20 protein-coding genes are annotated in these 17,052 nt (G+C 49.7%); 13 read left to right on the forward strand and 7 right to left on the reverse strand.

Features of this window, described 5'->3' with window-relative positions; translation table 11 throughout:
• Positions 1-15: 15 nt before the first annotated feature.
• Positions 16-582, reverse strand: coding sequence for a Uma2 family endonuclease (locus H581_RS0126480; protein ID WP_425414648.1), 567 nt, complete (start codon positions 580-582; stop codon positions 16-18).
• Between the two features lie 287 nt (positions 583-869).
• Here H581_RS0126480 and H581_RS0126485 point away from each other — a divergent pair, with 287 nt between their 5' ends.
• The 3 genes from H581_RS0126485 (at position 870) to H581_RS0126495 (ending at position 2,849) form a co-directional block, all read left to right on the forward strand.
• Positions 870-1,814: a phosphotransferase family protein gene (locus H581_RS0126485; protein ID WP_028612633.1), complete on the forward strand. Its 945-nt coding sequence runs from the start codon at positions 870-872 to the stop codon at positions 1,812-1,814.
• A gap of 62 nt (positions 1,815-1,876) precedes the next feature.
• Positions 1,877-2,368, forward strand: coding sequence for an SRPBCC family protein (locus H581_RS0126490; RefSeq protein ID WP_036720104.1), 492 nt, complete (start codon positions 1,877-1,879; stop codon positions 2,366-2,368).
• 13 nt (positions 2,369-2,381) lie between these two features.
• Positions 2,382-2,849 carry an SRPBCC family protein gene (locus H581_RS0126495; protein ID WP_028612635.1) on the forward strand — a complete coding sequence of 156 codons (468 nt, stop codon included), beginning with the start codon at positions 2,382-2,384 and terminating at the stop codon, positions 2,847-2,849.
• Between the two features lie 101 nt (positions 2,850-2,950).
• Here the strand turns inward: H581_RS0126495 and H581_RS0126500 are convergent, their stop codons facing one another.
• Positions 2,951-3,511, reverse strand: a complete 561-nt coding sequence (locus H581_RS0126500) for a GbsR/MarR family transcriptional regulator (protein WP_036720316.1) — start codon at positions 3,509-3,511, stop codon at positions 2,951-2,953.
• 208 nt (positions 3,512-3,719) lie between these two features.
• Between H581_RS0126500 and H581_RS0126505 the strand changes: the two genes are divergently transcribed.
• Genes H581_RS0126505 through H581_RS0126530 form a run of 6 tightly spaced genes read left to right on the forward strand, consistent with a single transcriptional unit; the run spans position 3,720 to position 8,899 of the window.
• Entirely contained in the window at positions 3,720-4,601 is an 882-nt protein-coding gene (locus H581_RS0126505; protein ID WP_028612637.1) for a carbohydrate ABC transporter permease, read from the forward strand.
• A gap of 22 nt (positions 4,602-4,623) precedes the next feature.
• Positions 4,624-5,466, forward strand: a complete 843-nt coding sequence (locus H581_RS0126510) for a carbohydrate ABC transporter permease (protein WP_028612638.1) — start codon at positions 4,624-4,626, stop codon at positions 5,464-5,466.
• A 29-nt stretch (positions 5,467-5,495) separates the two neighbouring features.
• Complete coding sequence (locus H581_RS0126515; RefSeq protein ID WP_028612639.1) at positions 5,496-6,848, forward strand: ABC transporter substrate-binding protein; 1,353 nt, start codon at positions 5,496-5,498, stop codon at positions 6,846-6,848.
• 15 nt (positions 6,849-6,863) lie between these two features.
• Complete coding sequence (locus H581_RS0126520) at positions 6,864-7,646, forward strand: HAD family hydrolase (RefSeq protein WP_028612640.1); 783 nt, start codon at positions 6,864-6,866, stop codon at positions 7,644-7,646.
• Positions 7,643-7,984 carry a DMT family transporter gene (locus tag H581_RS0126525; RefSeq protein WP_028612641.1) on the forward strand — a complete coding sequence of 114 codons (342 nt, stop codon included), beginning with the start codon at positions 7,643-7,645 and terminating at the stop codon, positions 7,982-7,984. Before H581_RS0126520 ends, H581_RS0126525 begins: the two co-directional genes overlap by 4 nt.
• A gap of 45 nt (positions 7,985-8,029) precedes the next feature.
• Positions 8,030-8,899 carry a metallophosphoesterase family protein gene (locus H581_RS0126530; RefSeq protein WP_036720107.1) on the forward strand — a complete coding sequence of 290 codons (870 nt, stop codon included), beginning with the start codon at positions 8,030-8,032 and terminating at the stop codon, positions 8,897-8,899.
• Positions 8,900-9,035: 136 nt separating this feature from the next.
• On the opposite strand, the gene H581_RS0126535 is transcribed toward H581_RS0126530, so the two are convergent.
• The 4 genes from H581_RS0126535 to H581_RS0126550 all read right to left on the reverse strand — a co-directional run bounded on the left by H581_RS0126535 (position 9,036) and on the right by H581_RS0126550 (position 13,132).
• A complete protein-coding gene (locus tag H581_RS0126535) occupies positions 9,036-9,983 on the reverse strand; it encodes a glycoside hydrolase family 43 protein (RefSeq protein ID WP_028612643.1) in 948 nt (315 codons plus the stop codon).
• Positions 9,984-10,005: 22 nt separating this feature from the next.
• Positions 10,006-10,839 (reverse strand): carbohydrate ABC transporter permease, encoded by an 834-nt coding sequence (locus tag H581_RS0126540; protein WP_028612644.1) that lies wholly within the window; start codon positions 10,837-10,839, stop codon positions 10,006-10,008.
• A 1-nt stretch (position 10,840) separates the two neighbouring features.
• A complete protein-coding gene (locus H581_RS0126545; RefSeq protein WP_028612646.1) occupies positions 10,841-11,734 on the reverse strand; it encodes a carbohydrate ABC transporter permease in 894 nt (297 codons plus the stop codon).
• Between the two features lie 69 nt (positions 11,735-11,803).
• The gene (locus H581_RS0126550; protein WP_028612647.1) at positions 11,804-13,132 is read right to left on the reverse strand and encodes an extracellular solute-binding protein; all 1,329 of its coding nucleotides are present in this window, start codon (positions 13,130-13,132) and stop codon (positions 11,804-11,806) included.
• A gap of 411 nt (positions 13,133-13,543) precedes the next feature.
• Between H581_RS0126550 and H581_RS0126555 the strand changes: the two genes are divergently transcribed.
• From H581_RS0126555 to H581_RS0126570, 4 genes are all read left to right on the forward strand, one after another.
• A complete protein-coding gene (locus tag H581_RS0126555; RefSeq protein WP_028612648.1) occupies positions 13,544-14,461 on the forward strand; it encodes an ArsR/SmtB family transcription factor in 918 nt (305 codons plus the stop codon).
• Positions 14,462-14,727: 266 nt separating this feature from the next.
• Positions 14,728-15,174: a hypothetical protein gene (locus H581_RS0126560; RefSeq protein ID WP_028612649.1), complete on the forward strand. Its 447-nt coding sequence runs from the start codon at positions 14,728-14,730 to the stop codon at positions 15,172-15,174.
• 1 nt (position 15,175) lies between these two features.
• Positions 15,176-15,394 carry a helix-turn-helix transcriptional regulator gene (locus H581_RS0126565; RefSeq protein ID WP_028612650.1) on the forward strand — a complete coding sequence of 73 codons (219 nt, stop codon included), beginning with the start codon at positions 15,176-15,178 and terminating at the stop codon, positions 15,392-15,394.
• Positions 15,395-15,413: 19 nt separating this feature from the next.
• Entirely contained in the window at positions 15,414-16,409 is a 996-nt protein-coding gene (locus H581_RS0126570; protein ID WP_028612651.1) for an NAD(P)-dependent alcohol dehydrogenase, read from the forward strand.
• Between the two features lie 85 nt (positions 16,410-16,494).
• On the opposite strand, the gene H581_RS0126575 is transcribed toward H581_RS0126570, so the two are convergent.
• Positions 16,495-16,893, reverse strand: a complete 399-nt coding sequence (locus tag H581_RS0126575; RefSeq protein ID WP_028612652.1) for a hypothetical protein — start codon at positions 16,891-16,893, stop codon at positions 16,495-16,497.
• Positions 16,894-17,052: the final 159 nt, after the last annotated feature.

Consider the following 17,052-nt stretch of genomic DNA (forward strand, 5'->3'; position numbering starts at 1 on the left):
GGATTATTATTTTTGTTATTCCAGACTGAATAGCCTGTTCATGGGCACTTGCAAATCTTTGAATACGATCGATTGAATCGTTTCCTGCTCCGTATACAAATGACGAACCTGGTAACTGCCATCCTGCAGCGCATACACATGAACCGTTCGATTGCCAGGATCGGCAATCCAATATTCCTGCACCCCATACTTCTGATATAAGTTGAACTTCTCATTAAAGTCCTTCAATGCGGTGGATGGCGACAGCACTTCAATGATTATGATCGGCACACCATGACAGCCATTCTTAGAAATTTGCTCCTTCGAGCAAACGACCGAAAGATCGGGCTGCATGACGTGATCAGGTGACTGATAATCATCACTCTCGCTGAAGAACACATCAAATGGAGCAACGAACACATAGCAGCTCCGATTCTGAAAGAATGTCCGCAGAGCGAAATGAAGCTCACCAACAATAAATTGATGCAACGAGGTAGGAGCCGGCGACATATTATAGGCTTTGCCGTTAATTAACTCCCACGTTCCATCCCAGGTCAACCAATCTTGAAAGGTATGAATTTTCTTATCATCCGGATTTGACACGATGTTCGACCTCCTTCTGATTTTACGTATCATATTTATCTAATTGTAACATGATCAAGATAATCGTTGCTATTTTCACTCATTCATTACCATCAGTATTACCCGATTATTTACAAGTGTTTCACCCCTAACCTCTCATAGGGGATCCAACAAAGATAAGGCAAAAAAATCTTAATATGTGCTCGATATCGTGCATTCGGTCATGCATGACCGTCGCCCCTTGCCTCAAAGACCGCTACATGTCATGATCACGATACAGCCCATTATTTTCAGGAGGTCTTATACATATGGACCAATTCATTGCCGCATTGAAAGAGCATTATGACTTGGAGATTACAAGCCTTTCACAACAGCAAGGCGGCTGGTCCGCTTTCGCCTATAAGGCGCTTACCCGCAATCAGGCTTATTTCTTAAAGGTTTACGACAAAAGCAGAGCCTCTACTCCAAAATGGACAACCCTCATTGATGACTACGCGCCGGTCCTGGTTTGGCTTCAACAGCACAGCGGTTTGAAAGGCAAAATTCCTGTACCGCTTCTCACAAAGGAAGGCCGTTATACATGTGAAAATGAAGACGGGATCCTTCTGCTCTATGAATATATCGACGGAGAGACGATCGCGGAACGGGAGTTAACGAAGGAACAGGTATCGCAATTGGCGGAAATCATATCCGAGCTTCATTCGTATGACGATAATCTCCCAATGAAGACGGGTGCTTTAAAAGAAAGCTTTGACGTTTCATTTTTGCAGCAGCTGAGCATGATGTTGAATAACGAGTCTAACCCTATGCCGAGCGATGTCGGAGAAATGCTGGAGCCTCATAGGAAACGATTAAACAGTCTGATCGTTGCCGTAGAACAGCTGTCAGCTGCTCTGAAGAACAGTCCATCCCGCTTCGTACTGTGCCATACCGATATTCACAACTGGAACCTGATGCAATCCGGACAGACGCTTCTGTTGATTGACTGGGAAGGATTGAAACTGGCGCCCGTCGAGGCGGATTTGATGTTCCTGACCGACAAACCTTATTATGACGATTTCTTAAGTATTTACCGTGAACGTCATCCGAATTTCACGATCAATCCCGATGCCTTGCGGTTCTACCAGGGCAGGCGTAAATTGGAGGATATCGGAGAATGGCTGGAACAGCTCTTGTTCGATAAGCAGGATGCGAAGGAAAGAGCGGCCACCCTGAGCGGCTTAACGAGGGACTTGCAGAGCTTATCGCAATGAGGTTATGTCAGAAGTTATAATGGAATGAGCAATTAGTTGGCTATTAAAGGAGGCTTACGATCATGTTAGCAGAAATAGAAAAAGTCGAGGCCGGATATATCGCTCGTTACGAGCGGCATTTCAAGCATACCGCCGAACAGGTATGGGCAATGCTGACCGAAAATGACAGGCTTGCGGAATGGTTTCCCGAGCTTCGGGTAAGAGACCTTCGCACAGGCGGCATCATTGCCTTTGACATGCAGGACGGTACGTTCGAGGAAATGGAAATCGTTGATCTGACGCCTTATTCCGCACTGGAGTACACTTGGGGCGAGGACCGTGTCCGCTTCGAGCTCTACCCGGAGGCGCAGCAATGCCGGCTGGTTTTCATTGAGAAGATTAGCACAATAACGGATCAAACACCGAAGGATCTTGCGGGCTGGCATGTCTGCCTGATCGTCATTGAAGTCTTGCTTGACGGCAGGAAGCTGGAGGACCGTATGACAGAGTGGAAAGTATGGTATGAGCAGTATAAAACGCTGCTGAACAGCGTGGAAGGAAAACGCGAACAATGAAAGGGGAATCCGGATGGAAACCTTGAACCAAGCACCGGTCGTGAAAGCAGAAATGCTTATCAGGAAACCGGCCGCACAGGTATTTGAAGCTTTTGCCGATCCGGCGGTCACGACTAAATTCTGGTTCACCAAGAGCAGCGGGAAGCTGGAAGTAGGAAAGAAGATCCGGTGGGAATGGGAAATGTACGGCGTATCCGATGAATTAATCGTCACAGCTTTGGAGCCTAACAAGCGGATTCGAATCGAATGGTCGGACGGCACCGTGACCGAGTGGATTTTTACACCCAGGACGGAGAACGAAACCTTCGTCACGATTATAAACTCAGGATTCTCCGGAGATACGGACGCGATCGTCAGCCAAGCCATTGACTCCATGGGAGGATACACGATCGTACTCTGCGGGCTAAAGGCGCTGCTGGAGCATAACATCAGGTTGAATCTTGTGGCGGACAAGGCTCCCGATGCTCACGTACAGAAATGATCGGCTGCGTCTTCGCCCAGCCTAACCCAAAGGTCGAGTAAGGGAGAAACTCCCTTACCCGGCCTTTTCTACGCTATTTTCTCTTACACTCTAGCAAATGTTTAATCCGCGTCTCTTCGTCCCTCTTCCGCCGAATCCCGCCTCGCTTTGAAGTAAGCCCCGTTCTGCAAATCCGCAACGAAATCCTGCAGCCACTCATAATAGCCGACCGCATGCTTGAGCTTATGCAGATCCTCCAGGCACAGCTTGCGCTCCTCCTCCGACGTTTCGAGCTTCAATATCATCTCCGATAATGGCGGGATGACGGCATCGATCGCCTCGCGCATCACATCGATCTCCCGCTGCAGCTTTGTCGTGAAGAAAGACTGGAAGGCTTTGAAGAAATCGGTCTCCGCTACGTAAAGATCCTTCCGCTCCTCCTTCTCCTTCAGCTTGGTCACCATTTTGGATTCAACGAGCGAACGGACCGCATAGCTCATATTGCTCTTGCTCATGCCCATGCTTGATTTCATTTCTTCCAGCGTCAGCGGTTTATCCTCGAAAAACATAATGCCGTAAAGCTGGCCGAAGGAATAGTTAACGCCGTAAAGGTCCATGGTCTGCGCAATCGCGTCGATCACTCTCGCCCTAAGCTCCTCGCGAGGTGACGAAGGGTCCTGCATTTTGCCTAACGTCTTTTTTTTCACCTTTTTACTCCCCTTCTCTTATGATCGGCTTTACATAATATTCATCTGGTTTTTACAGAGAATTGACCCTTCCATCCCGGTATGAACGTACAATAATTTTTGAACGATGAATCATAATCATGCAATAACAGGATGTATTATATCAAATATTCAATAATATTCGTACGGTTATAAAGGAGGAAAAATGAAATCGGCTCGATTGTACAATGATTTCAAAGCACTGCTGTTCACGCTGCCGGCCTTGGTCCCTCTCGTTCTGTTCTGGTTCTTTCCGCTTGCTTACGTGATCTATCTCAGCTTCATGGAATGGGATTTCATGAGCCCCGAGAAGCTGTTCGTCGGCTTCCAGAACTATCGGGATTTATTCGAAAATCCCGATTTCTACGATTCGCTTCGCGTCACCGTCCTGTTCTGTCTCGGCAGCGTGATCCCCATTATCGTCGCGGGCCTGCTGCTTGCCTTGCTGCTGAACCAGAGGCTGAGAGGCGGCGCCGTCTATCGGACGCTCATGTTCTCGCCATGGGTGACGCCTACGGTTGCCGTGTCCATCGTATGGTCATGGATCTACGAGCCCGATGTCGGACTGGCCAACAACATGCTTCAAGCCGTCGGCATCGAAGGCGTCCGCTGGCTGGAGGATCCGAACTGGGCGCTCGTCGGCGTCTTGCTCGTCACCATATGGAAATCCGCCGGTTGGAGCATGATCTTCTATCTGGTAGCCATTCATAACGTTCCCTCCGATCTGCTGGAGGCTGCGGAGCTTGATGGAGCGGACCGATGGCGCAAATTCATTAATGTGACGCTGCCGCTCATTTCTCCGACGACATTTTTCTTAATTATCGTCCAGACGATTCAAGCGCTTCAAGCCTACGATCAGATCAACGTGCTTACGCAAGGCGGTCCGGCCGGATCGACGCGAACGCTTCTCTATTTGTATTATCAATCCGCATTCACTTCTTTTCAGATCGGGGAAGCATCCTCTATCGCCATTACGCTAATTTTTGGCTGCGTCTTATTGTCGCTGCTCTCCTTCTTTATGGGGCGGCGCACCGTTCATTATACCTAAACCGGCAGGAAGGAGAAATCGTATGCACCTCTGGAGAAACCTAGGCACCCTTGCGCGTCACGTCACGCTCGCCGCCGCAGCCATTCTCATGGCCTTCCCGTTCTATTGGATGGCGAGCAGCGCATTGAAGACAAATGACGAGATCTGGCAATTCCCGCCGACATTCTGGCCGCAGACCCCCTTGTGGGGCAATTTCGCGGAAGCATGGGCCGAGGCGCCGTTTACCCGCTATTTGCTGAACAGCGTGTTCGTAGCCGGAGCCATCGTCGTTATTCAGATCATCAATTCCGGAATGATGGCTTACGCCTTGACCCATATGAAATTCCGCTTGAAGGGGCTCTTCACCTCCGCCATTCTGATCGGATATATGGTTCCTGCCACGGCCACTTATTTGCCAAGCTATGTCATTCTAGGCGAGCTGCATTTGCTTAATTCGTACGGCGGCCTTATTTTATCGAACGGTGTCAGCGTGTTCTCTATCTTCTTGGTCAGACAGGCCTTTCTTCAGGTTTCCCATGAGCTGGTAGAGGCCGGCAAGATGGACGGCGCGTCGCATTTCCGCATTTTGTGGACGATTCTGATCCCGCTGACGCGCTCCTCCTTTGCCGTGCTCGCCCTCATTACTTTTATTGAGCAGTACAACAATTATTTCTGGCCTATGCTCATTACGAAGGACCCGAATCTTCAATTGGTATCGGCCGGCCTTCGCAGCTTTTTCGTCGAAGGAGGTGCATACGGGCTCAAATGGCCGCTTATTATGGCAGCCAGCGCCATGACGATCGCGCCGTTAATCGTATTGTTCGTCTTCACGCAGAAGACGATCATCCGCAGCGTCAACCTGTCCGCAGGTGCAAGCAAAGGTTAGGAAAAAATAAAGAGTGGAGTGAAACCAATATGTCAAAGGTAAAAAAAATGTTTTCCGGAATGGCGCTGACTTCGATTCTGTTCATGACGGCATGCGGCTCGAACGCAGGAAATAACGGGAACGCGGAAGTTTCTCCCCCGGCAAATGCCGGTGCCGCCCCATCCGGATCCCCTGCCGCCGCAGAGCCCGTAACGATTGAATTCTGGTATGGCCTTGGCGGCAAGCTCGGCGAGAACATGCAGCTGCTGATCGACAAGTTCAATGCTTCGCAGCAGGAAGTCATCGTTAAGCCTATCGTTCAGGCGGATTATGCCGAGACGGAGCAGAAGCTTCAAGCCGCTATCGCATCTGGCGACGTGCCCGCAGCCGTGTTATCCTCCAACGTGGAGTGGGCGCGGAAAGGGTATTATGCGCCCTTGAATGAGCTAATAGCAGGACAATCAGACTTCATGCAAGAAGATATTATCCAGACGTTTCTGGAGCAGGGCAAGGTGGACGGAGATCAGTATTTCCTTCCCATGTACGGTACGACTCAAGTCATGTACTACCGGAAGGACGCTCTTGCGAAGCACAACATCAAGCCCGAGGATCTGACAACCTGGGAGTCCCTTGCCGAAGCCGCGGCCAAGATGACCGAGACAGCCGACGGCAAAACTACCTTTTACGGATGGGAGCCGATGTGGGGCAAAGACAATATGATCGATGCCGTACTTAGCAAAGGCGGCAACATACTGAGCGACGACGGCCAAACCGTACTGATCGATTCTCCGGAGTGGATCTCGACGTGGGAGCTGTTCCGCAAATGGATTCATGACGATCAAATCATGCGCATTCATTCCGGCGGACAAGGCTGGGAATATTGGTACAAAACGATCGACGATGTCATGAAAGGACAGGCCGCAGGCTATACCGGTTCCAGCGGCGATCAAGGCGACCTGGACTTCACGCAATTGGCGGCCATGGAGCAGCCGGGCTGGGAAGGAATCGGCGAAGGCAAACCCGTCGCATCGGCCATTATGGCGGGTATCCCGGCAAAAGCAAGCCCTGAGCAGCAGCAAGCCGCACTCAAATGGCTCAGCTTCTTCATGAACGCCGAGAATACCGCCTTCTGGTCGATGAATACCGGCTACATTGCCGTCCGCGAATCCGCGCTCGACCATCCCGATTTCGTCGCGTTCAGCGAAGCTAATCCGCAAAGCACGATTCCGCTGAAGCAGGCTGCCCATGCGTCATCGCCTTTCCTCGATCCGACCGGCGGCAAAATCAACGACGCGCTCGGCATCGCGGCGGACAAAGTGCAAATCGGCAACGTATCCGCCGAAGAAGCGCTGAAGGAAGCGAAAGAAACCGCGCAGCGCGAGCTCGACAAGCTTAACAAATAACGGGAGGCTCTTCGCATGCCGCAACTGATTGCAAAGAACGACGTTTTTTCCGTAGAAGCCGTCTTATTCGATAAAGACGGCACGCTCATGGATTTTATGCACACTTGGGGATATTGGGGCGAGCTGCTGCTCGCCCTCTTCTCCCGGGAGCTTGAAGCAAGGGAGCTAACGCCGCAAATCATGGACGTAACGGCGCTATGGGGATTATACCGCGCGCCAGGCGGCACTATCGCCGATTACGATCGCAACGGCCCCTTCTCAATGGGGACCGCCGGCGAAATTTTGACGCTGTTAACCTGGCAGGGCTACCGGTCAGGGCTATCCTGGGCGGAAGCGACCGTGCTTGCCCGGCAATGCAGCCGGGAAGCCAACGAGCATTTGGAACAATCCCGCATGGTTCGGGCCGTGCCGGATCTTGTTCCGTTCCTGGAGCAATGCCGCGCGGCCTTCATCCCTCTCGCCGTCGTCACGGCCGATGAGACGGCCGCCGCCGAGAAGCATCTGCAGTGGCTTGGCTTGCGGCACTATTTCGCCGCCGTCATCGGCACCGATCTGGTGGAGCGTGGCAAGCCGTACCCCGACATGGTCGATCTGGCCTGCCGCAAGCTGTCCGTGCCAAGCTCTCGGGCGGCGGTTATCGGGGATTCCAACGGCGATATGAGAATGGCGAAGTCGGCGGGAGCGGCGGCGGCCATCGGCATAACCGGACCGCAGGATACCGGGGCGGACCACCTGCCCGACGCTGACGCGGTCATCTCGTCTTATCGGGAGCTCGCCCTGCGGGATAGCGGAGCATGAAAGGCGACGCAGGCACGGGCTGGTTATTGTTAAGCCTTGCCATCGTGCTGGAGTTGTCCGGCACCATGGCCATGAAATACTCGAATAGCTTTACCAATTGGATCCCATCCGTGTTGATGTTCCTCTTCTACGGAGCAAGCTTTACCCTGCTGAACTTTGCGCTTGGCTATATGGAAATCAGTACCGTCTATGCCGTTTGGTCCGGCGTCGGAATCGTACTGATTACGCTGGCGGGATTTTTTATCTTTCAGGAACGATTGTCGTTGACCTCTATCCTATGGATCGGAGTCATCGTTGTCGGGGTCATCGGCTTGAACATAAGCAACAAAGGACATTAATCCGATTTTGGATTTCAGCAGCAAACCGGGAGGTATGTAACCCATATGATGACGGATAACCAGGAAGAACAAGCCGAAGCCCCTCTTCTCGCATTTCAGGTCATAACGGATACGCATGTTACGAGCGATCCGGAGCATGCGCATAACCGCAATTTCGAACGCGCGCTCAAGGATATGATCGCCAATCAGACGGGCTCCTGCGGCATCATGCATGCCGGAGACGTGACGGACCACGGCTTCCCGGAAGAATACGAGGAGCTGCGCCGGATCTGGAACGATCATAAGGATGACCTGCCGGAGCTATATTTCACTACGGGCAATCACGATGTCGGTCTGGGCGTCTGGCAGGATCGCCTAAGCCGGTTCCTGTCGGCAACGGATATGACCGCTCCTTACCATGATCATTGGATCCACGGTTACCATTTCATTTTCCTTGGAACCGAGAAGGGACTGGAGCTATTTTGCGACTTGTCGGAAGATCAGTTGAAGTGGCTCGATGCGAAGCTTGGCGAGGAGGCTTCGCCGGAGCGTCCCGCGTTCGTCTTCCTGCACCAGCCGCTGAAGGACACGGTGGCCGGCTCCTTCGAAGCGCAAAATTGGTTCGGCGTGACGCAGGATTCGGAGCTCAAAGCGGTACTGTCGAAGCATCGCCACGCCATTCTCTTCACGGGCCATACGCATTGGGAGCTGGATGCGGCTCATAATTTCCGCGACGGCGACGGCCGGCTGCCCGCTATGTTCAATGCGGCATCGGTCGGCTATCTATGGACGGACGGGGATGAGCATAAGGACGGAAGCCAGGGCTACTACGTCGAGGTTTACGAGGACCGCGTGCTCGTCAGGGGAAGGGATTTTGCGCAGGGAGCATGGGTGGAGGCCGCGCAGTTCCAAGTGAATTATTCGGTACGCGGATAGAAAAAAAAGCAAACACCGCCACGCAACCGGGGACTGCCCCTGCTCGCCTGACGGTGTTTTTCTAATAGAAGGAAAGCGAAACGCGTCTCGTCCGGAGCAATCGATTAGCCGGAATTGCTTAACGCCTCGTACCCGTTTATTTCGGAAGACCAAAATCCGGCGTTCCGTCATCCTTCCAGCCAAACACCTGCGCTCTCGTATGACGGTTCGGATCGTACAGAGGATCGCCTTCAATGTCTTTGTAATCGCGGGCGTGATACACCAATACGTCCTCTCCGTCTTCGGAGACCGTAAAGCTGTTATGGCCGGGGCCGTACAGGCTGGCCTCCTCGTTCGTCCGGAAGACGGGTGCCGGCGATTTCGACCAGGATTTCGGTTCAAGCAAATCAGCGTCCTCGTCGGCAGTCAGCAATCCCATGCAATAGTGATGATCGGTTGCGCTTGCCGAGTAGCTTAGGAATAAGCGACCGTTGCGCTTTAATACGGCGGGGCCTTCATTGACAAGAAAACCGATGACCTCCCAATCATACTCCGGCTTCGCCAGCATGACCTGTTTGCCCTTCAGCGTCCACGGATTCTCCATGGCCGAGATATACAGATTGGAATTGCCCGGAATATCCGGATCCTTCTGCGCCCACACATAATAAATCACGCCGCGATGGCGGAATACGGTAGCATCCAGGGCAAACGAATCCCATTGCGTGCGAATCTGCCCCTTCTCCTCCCATTTTCCTTCGAGCGGATTGGCTGAAGCATTCTCAAGCGCGTACATCCGGTGATCGAATAACCCGTCCTTTGTCTCTGTCGTCCTGGCGGCTGCAAAATAGATATACCACTTGCCGTCGATCTCATGAATCTCCGGCGCCCAAATATTGGCGCTCAGCGGCCCCGTCTCGTATTTCCGCCATACGACCGAAGGCTCCGCTTCCTTCAACCCCGCTAAAGTCGTTGATCTTCTCAGCTCGATCCGGTCATATTCCGGTACCGAGGCGGTGAAGTAATAATAGCCATCCGTATGCTTATAGATCCACGGGTCGGCACGCTGCTCGACAACGGGATTCGCATAACGTTTATTTTTGTCCATCAACGATGCTCCTTCATGCTTGTTATCCTTTTACGGCTCCAGCCGTCATACCGTCAATAAAGTATTTCTGGAAAGCCAGAAATAAGATCAGAATCGGCAAGATGGAGAAAAAGGAGCCGACGATCAGCAAATCGTAGTTATTTCCGTAAGGGGTCAGCAAGGTCTTCAAACCGATCGGAAGCGTGTACTTCCCGGCGTTGCTGATGACCATAAACGGCCACAATATATTATTCCAGCTGTTCATCCCGTTCAATATCGCCATCGCCGCAAAGGACGGCTTCATGACCGGCAGAATAAGCCGAATGTAGATCCCGTATTCCGTAGCGCCGTCGACCCTGCCGGCCGCGATCATTTCTTTCGGGATGCCTCTTAAATACTGCCTGAAGAAGAAAATTGTCGCGGCATTCGCGATGCCGGGCAAAATGATGGCCGAATAGCTGTTCATCATCCCTAAATGAAAGGTCAACGTATAAAGCGGCAGCAATAAAATCTCAAACGGCACCATCATAATCAGCAGGACGCAAATAAAGAGAAAGTTCTTCCCTCTGAATTCATAAGCGGCGAACCCGTAAGCAACGGTCGCGCTGACAATCAACGTTAAAGCTACCTGCACGATGGTCAGAAATAGAGAATTGGAGAACCAGGTAAAGTAGGAGTGGCTGCCCGTGAACAAAAAGACAAAATTATCGAAGCTCATAACCGACAAATCGAATTGCAAATTCAACCCATACCTGACCAGCTCTTTGCCCGGCTTGAACGATCCGATCGTAATGGCATAGAAAGGAATGAGAATGAGAACGCAGACGACGGAGAAAAAAACAAAAAGGAGTGTTTTCGCACCGATGCTTATTTTCATGTCAGTCCTCCTTCTTAAACATTCCGGTTAATATCAGCTGCGTGATGTTAATCGCCATGGCGATCAACAGCAGCACGATCCCCACCGCCGCCGCATAGCCGAGGTCATTCTTCTCAATGCCTTGCCGGTATAGATAGCCGACAATGGTAAGTCCGATATTTTTAGGCGAGTTATTCCCGTTCCACAGCATCATGCTCTCAATAAACATGGCCAGACCCGCATATATGCTGATCGTAATGACATAGATGGTCGTAGGCTTCAATAACGGCATTGTAATTCTCGTAAACTTCTGAAATGACGAAGCTCCGTCAATGGATGCCGCCTCGTAATATTCTTCCGGAATGCTCTTAAGGCCGGAGAGAAAATACAGCATATTGACGCCGATCCACCTCCAACTGGCCAGCGCAAGCAAAGCGACAAAGCCGGTGACCTGCCCCTTCAGAAACTTGATCGGTTCAACTCCGAACAAGCCGAGGAAGCTGTTAATAAGCGACCCTTCCATTTCACCGAACATCAGCCGGAAGACGGTACCCGCAACGACGATGGAAGTGAGCGCCGGGAAAAAGAACGTCGATTTGAAAAACTCTCTTCCCCACATAAACTTATTGTTGATCAGCACGGCAAACAACATCGGAAACGGAATAAGAATGACGAGCGTCAGCACCATATAAACGACGCTGTTGGATACCGCTTTAAGAAAGACGCCGTCACTCATCAGCTTGGAGTAGTTATCCGATCCGATCCATTCGGACGGTTGGCCCAGCATCGTATGTTGAAAGCTCATTCCTACCGAGCTTGCCAGCGGATAGGCCCAGAAGATAGCGAATACGGCGATAAACGGCAAAACAAAAATATAAGGAGCGACCTTTTGCGAGTATAAGAAGTTTTTTATCATCACGATACTCCTTTGTCATAATAGGGCCGCCCTGATGAGGACAGCCCGTCCCCTTCCCACAAAGCTTTATTATTTCAGCTCTTGCTCGATCTGCTCCTGCGCCGCGTTCAACGCTTCGGCGATGTCTCTTCCGTCCTCGAAAATCTCGTTCAGCGTAATCGTGCACAAAATATTGTTAATCGTAGGCGAAGCGGAGGTTGACTTGATCAATTGAATTTCATCCTTCATTTCATTCAGGACGTCGAATGGATTATTTGCGAAATACTTCACGAATTTATTGTCCGGATTATGCGTGACGTCTTTCATTTCCCATACATCCGTATTGACCGGGTCAAAGCCCAGCGTATTCCAAATCTCGATGTTGGCATCCAGCGACAGCTTGGCGAAAGCGAGGAAATCCTTGGCCAATTGGATGTCTTTGGCCGTCTTCGTTACGACGGTTCCCGTACCGCCGCCGCCCAGCGATCTCGGCATGCCTTCCTTGATGACGGGAAGCGGCGCAATGGCAATCTTCCCTTCCAGATCCGGCATGTAGTTCGTGTAACGGGACATATGCCATAACGGCATCATGGCCGACGCGTAATTGCCGGAGTTGAACTCGCCGTAGGCTTCCTCCGTATCCGGCTGTCCGCCGGCAATCGTAGCCAGCACATTGCTCGCCTGCAGATCCTTCAGAATCGTAAGCCCTTTGATCATTTGCTCCGAGTTCACCTGAGGCTTGATTTCATCGTTCGTAAAGTCCGAATCCTGTTGAGCGAGCATCATGGCTGACTGCCATGTCGCGCTTGTATCGGCCGTTCCCATATATTTGCCCGTTTTCTCGTACACCTGGATCCCGGCTTTTTTATAATCCTCCCATGTGACGATATCTTTGTAATTAACGCCCGCTTCCTCCAAAATCTCCGTGTTGTAGAAAGCGACCGTTGCGCCTACGTGGGTCGGCAGGCCATAGTTCGTGCCGTCCTTGCTGTATAGATCCAAGCGGGATTGAACGATCGTATCTCTGAATGGATCAACCGCATCATTCAACGGTTCCAGCTGCGGCGTACCCGCCAGGAAATTAGGGAATTTGCCAAGCTCTACGTCAGCGATATCAGGCGCCCCTTCGCCTGTCTGCACCGCAATCAGCAGCTTGTTGTGCATATCGTCGTAAGGCATCACCGTTACATTCAGCTTGATTTGGCGTTCAGGGTTCGCTTCATTCCATTTCTTGAGCATCGTTTCAAAATGCTGTCCGTGCAGTTCGACGAACGTCCAGTATTCCAACGAAATCGCGCTCTCGCCCGCCCCTCCGTCAATCACCGTCTTCTCTCCGCCCGCATTGCCGCCGTTCCCGCAACCCGTCATCCATACCGTGAATACCGTTACCATAAATAAAAGAAGCCATTTTTTCTTCATAAGTAGCCCTCCTTGTTATTTACCAATAAAATGCACGTCCATCCCAAGCGCTGATATGTACCGGTATTCCATCAACCAAATTTCTCGTTTCCGCTCTCGCGAAAGCGCATTCATTTTTCACCACCTATTTCACGTTTTTCTAAATCAGTTCTTATTTAACTAAACCAATTCGCTTTCAACAATAAATTAGCATACAAAAAGTGGAATGTAAACATAAAAATATTAATTGGTTAACAAAACCCTAAACTAAAATAATCAGGCCAAAATCGCGTAATTACGACGTAATACGCTTCCAGTGTGTACAAGCAAAGCAACCATGTAGTAATATGTTGAAAGAGAGCGCCACAATTCGTTTATTAATTCATATTTATATAAAACAAATCAAATAGGGATAAGAGAGGGTTTGGTTACATGATCTACATCAAGGATTTGATGGGCGGAATTAGCATATTTAAAGCGTTAAGTTCTGAAATAAGGATTCAAATCCTTGAATTGCTCGCAGATAACCAATCCCTGAATATGAACGACCTCGCGAATAAACTGAACTTAAGCAACGGCGCCGTAACCATGCATATCAAGAAGTTAGAAGAAAGCGGCTTGATCGCAATCAATACAACGGTCGGCAAGCATGGCATCCAGAAGCTGTGTTATTTGAATAAAGACAAGCTCATGATCGACATACGGAAAAAAGAGGCGGATAATCTATACGAGGTTGATCTGCAAATCGGCCACTACAGCAATTACCAGGCCGCTCCGACATGCGGATTGGCGACTAAAGACAGCATTATCGGAGATTTTGACGATCCAAGATATTTCGCCGACCCGCAGCGGATCGATTCGGAAATCATTTGGCTGGCCGAAGGCTTTCTGGAATACCGGATCCCCAATTACTTGAAGCCCAATCAAACCTTCCGCGAAATTCAATTTTCCATGGAGATCGGCTCGGAGGCGCCGGGCTACTGCGACAACTACCCGTCGGATATTTATTTCTACATCAACGGAATTGAAATCGGCTGCTGGACAAGCCCCGGGGATTTCGGCGATGCCAGGGGAACCTTCAACCCCGATTGGTGGCCTCCTCATCTGAACCAATACGGAATGCTGAAGCTGATACGCGTTAACCATGAAGGCAGCTTTATTGACGGATGCCGGATTTCGGATGTGACGATTGACCAAATCGATCTAAACTACAAGAGTGAATTGACCTTCCGCATCGCCGTCACGGATAAATCCGTTAACAAACGGGGGCTGACGATCTTCGGCAAGCATTTCGGCAACTACAGCCAGGATCTGCTGGCCCGCGTTCTCTATGACGTTAACCATGAGTAAAGTTAGGAATCAAGGAAAGGGATGTCTATCACAACCGTGATAACATCCCTTTCCTTGATTTCGAGCCGACTCTGCCAACCTCTTCTTCTAAATATCAAAATCTTCCTCGTCACGTCTGCTGCCGGCCCGCTCTTCCGGCGAAAGCAGTCGCAAGCCGCTTCATCTCTCATATGTAAAAAATACTTTACATAATGAATGGTTTAGGTTACATTATGTATATCAAACTTGACTGGAAAGTAAAGGATATTCTATAGGAGGAGTCAAACATGTCCTACCAAGAAAAGAAGAACATCGTGTCTTTGATCAGCAGCTTACTGATTTTTGGAATTTATAGCTTCTATGTGTTTCAAAAGTACCAAGACAGGAGCCTGGATCAGACGGATGCCTTCAGCTTCTGGGGAGCCTTCATTCTCATCTTGATCCCGGTGACGATCGCGGCCAAAATCATTATTTCTATCGCATTCAGCATTTTCTACAACGTAACGACGAATGAAAAAGAACCTTCGTTCGCCGATGAGCTCGACAAGTTAATTGCATTAAAAGCTACCAGGAATTCTCATTATGGATTTGTGTTCGGCTTTCTTCTGGCGATGGGATCGCTGGTCTTGCATATGCAGCCCTCCGTGATGTTCATCATCCTTATTTGCTCAGGGCTCGCGTCAGAAATCGTCGGCGTTGTCTCGCAGCTTTATTATTACCGGAAAGGAGTCTAAGATGGGCAAAAGTCTTATTGGCAATAACGTACGGAAATTACGGTTTAACCACAATGAAATGACTCAGCAGCAGTTGGCGGATCAAGTAGGGGTAACGCGGCAAACCATCGTGACCATTGAAAAGGGAAACTACTCCCCCTCTCTGGAGCTCGCCTTTCGCATTGCACGAGTCTTTGGCTTGCCGCTTGAGGACGTTTTTTTCTTGGAGGATCACCAATAACCGGTTGGGAGGAATGTGAATGAAAGCGATCGTATGCACAAAATACGGCACACCGGACGTTCTTCAGTTACAAGAGGCAGCCATGCCTATTCCAAGGGACAATGAAGTTCGAATTAAAATCTATGCCGCAACCGTAACGCCGGCGGACTGCTCCTTCCGGAGTGCCGATCCTTTTATAGTCAGATTGGTTTACGGTCTCATCCGGCCCAAAAATAATATTTTAGGGGTTGAGCTGGCCGGGGAAATTGAATCAGCCGGCAAAGACGTGACAGGCTTCAAAGCGGGCGACCGGGTTTTCGGAATAAGCCCGGCCAGCTTTGGCGCTCATGCCGAATACAAATGTCTGCCGGAAGACGCCCCTTTGGCCGTCATACCGGCCAACGCGACCTATGAAGAAGCGGCCGGCCTTTGTGACGGAGCGCTAACCGCATTAGTTTTCCTCAGGGACACTGCCAATATCCAGCGCGGACAGAAGGTTCTTATCTATGGCGCTTCCGGATCGGTAGGCATTTATTCGGTACAGCTCGCCAACTATTTTGGAGCCGAAGTTACCGGGGTATGCAGTTCCGCGAATATCGAATTGGTGAAGGCTATGGGAGCCGATAAAGCGATCGATTACACCAAAGCGGACTTCACCAAAAACGGCGAGACGTACGACATTATTTTGGATGCGGTAGGCAAGCGATCCTTTTCGAATTGTAAAGGCTCGCTAAAGCAAAGCGGGGTCTATCTTACGACGGTCCCTACACTGGGGATCATGCTTCACATGTTCAGGACTTCAAAGACCGGCGGCAAAAAAGCAAGGTTCACCGCCTCGGGCTTAAAACAAAATAAGGAAAATCTCAATTTCCTACGAGAGTTGTTTGAGACGGGAAAAATAAAAGCGGTCATCGATAGACGCTATTCGCTGGATCAAATCGCCGAGGCCCACCGCTATGTTGAAACTGGGCGCAAAAAAGGGAATGTCGTGATCACCGTGGGCCGAAACTTGGCCACGCAAATTACACGCATTTGATCATACCCGTTTTCCTCCAAGTAATCTCGCGTTGTATCGTTACGCTAAAGATGAATGAGGCATCTGTTTAAATGTTTGAATGAAATTAAGAATTCATGTCTTTGAAATACTGATATAGATCATCTGGATTTGATGTTCTGAATATGACTTCTTCTTTTTGAAATAAAAGAATTTGAGGATAACTATCAAGCTTTAATATTTTGTCGTAGTCATATTTCTCTTTATCTCTGGTATCTATAAATGAGACGTTAGTTATGCCATCCTCTTTTAAAAATTGGTTATTGATCTCATTTATTTTTTCATTGACCTTTTTTTGAAAATTTTCATCTAGGGTTACATTACTAAATACATGTACAGAGTAGTCGCCTGTTTGGTTTTCTACTAATTCCTTTATCGCATCCTTTTCCGAACCATTTTCCAAATTACTCGTACAACCAACAACTATAAATAAAGCAATAACCATAACAATCCATAAATGTTTCAAAATTCATACCCTCCTTTTAATTACGAAGAGATTGGTTAGTATCAACCAATCTGAGGAGTCTTTGTAATAATGAAATCGCCATTAGCATTTTCTTTTTATCGTAGCCAAGTTTTATTTTAGTGATCTTTGCTCCATTGTCAACGTATTACCAATTACCAG

It is taken from the genome of Paenibacillus harenae DSM 16969 (genome assembly GCF_000422465.1).
Taxonomy (GTDB): Bacteria; Bacillota; Bacilli; order Paenibacillales; family Paenibacillaceae; genus Pristimantibacillus; species Pristimantibacillus harenae.